A 1,275-nucleotide genomic window follows, 5' to 3' on the forward strand; every position below is an offset into this window, starting at 1 on the left:
TCGTCCACATCGAGCGCTCGACACCGGTGCACCGGATCCGGGACATCAGCGTCACGTCGGCGCTGTGGGGCGACTTCACCAGCGCGCACGTCGACGGTGACAACAGTCACATCCTGGCCACCGACACCCAGAAGAACACCGTCCACGCGTTCGCCCGCACAGGCGGTGTCGGTGAGATCGAACAGTTCGGCCTGCGGCTCGCCCGGCACTTCACCACCGCCACCCCGTGGGTCACCGGCGCGCGGCTGGAGATCGAGGAATACGGCTGGCAACGGATCGAGGTGGACGGCCACGGGCACGACCACGCGTTCCTCCGCACCGGCGGCGAATACCGGACGGCGACGGTCACCGTCGACCGGGACACCGCGCATGTCGTTTCCGGGACAGCCGGCCTGGTCGTACTGAAGTCGACCGGTTCGGCATTCCGGGGATTCATCCGGGACAACTACACCACGCTGGCCGGAACGGACGACCGCGTCCTGGCGACCGAAATCACCGCCCGCTGGCGCTGCACGAGCGCCGCCGTCGATTTCGGCACGTTGTTCCCGAGCGTCCGGGCGACATTGCTCGAGACGTTTGCCCAGGTCCCCAGCAGCGCGCTGCAACAGACCCTGTACGCCATGGGACGAGAGGTCCTCGCCGCCCATGCCGAAGTGGCCGAAATCCGGCTGTCCATGCCGAACAGGCACCATTTCCCGGTCGACCTGACGCCCTTCGGGCTGGACAATCCCGACGTCGTCTTCCAGGTGGCCGACCGGCCATATGGAAAAATCGAGGGGACTGTCCTGCGGGACGACGTGCCCGCGGCGGAGTCAGCCTGGTAGACGTTCCCCGACGACGACGACGACGGCCGGCCGGCTGCGCGTCCTCCCGGCTGGTGGGCTCGGACTCGTGGTCACGAGGGGGCCGGGCGCGCCGCTGACAGCCGGAGGGGATCCCCGGCCGCGGCCGCCAGGCGCTGTGCGGCGCTGCCCCGGTTGACCGCGAGCGCCACCAGGCCCGCGGAGTCGACGTAGACGACAAGCTCGCCGGGAGCCACCGAGGCGAACGTGATCCCGAACACGGCCGTGGTCACCACGGTGCCCACGACGACGCGGAGCAGATGACCGGGCCGCATCCCGGCCGAGGCCAGCAGGGCCGCGTCCGCGGCCACCTGCACGTTGCCGTAGGTGTCGACGGTGACCACCTCGGCCTCCACCTCGACCCCCACCGGCGCTGCCCCGCCGGTCACGCCCGGCTCTCCGGTGCGCACCTCCCCAGCGGCGGGGCCGACCC

Annotated in this window: 2 protein-coding genes; one reads left to right on the top strand and one right to left on the bottom strand. The window is 70.6% G+C overall.

Going from position 1 to position 1,275, the window contains the following annotated elements:
• Positions 1 to 824 (top strand): factor-independent urate hydroxylase (pucL, locus tag NBW84_RS04210; RefSeq protein WP_250281884.1); only part of this gene is annotated, 824 nt, incomplete at its 5' end.
• Positions 825 to 895: 71 nt separating this feature from the next.
• Here pucL and NBW84_RS04215 read toward each other — a convergent pair.
• A partial coding sequence (locus NBW84_RS04215) for an SAM hydroxide adenosyltransferase (protein WP_250281886.1) occupies positions 896 to 1,275 on the bottom strand: 380 nt, incomplete at its 5' end.

The sequence above is a fragment of the Protofrankia sp. CiP1_Cm_nod2 genome (assembly GCF_920664355.1).
Lineage (GTDB): Bacteria > Actinomycetota > Actinomycetes > Frankiales > Frankiaceae > Protofrankia.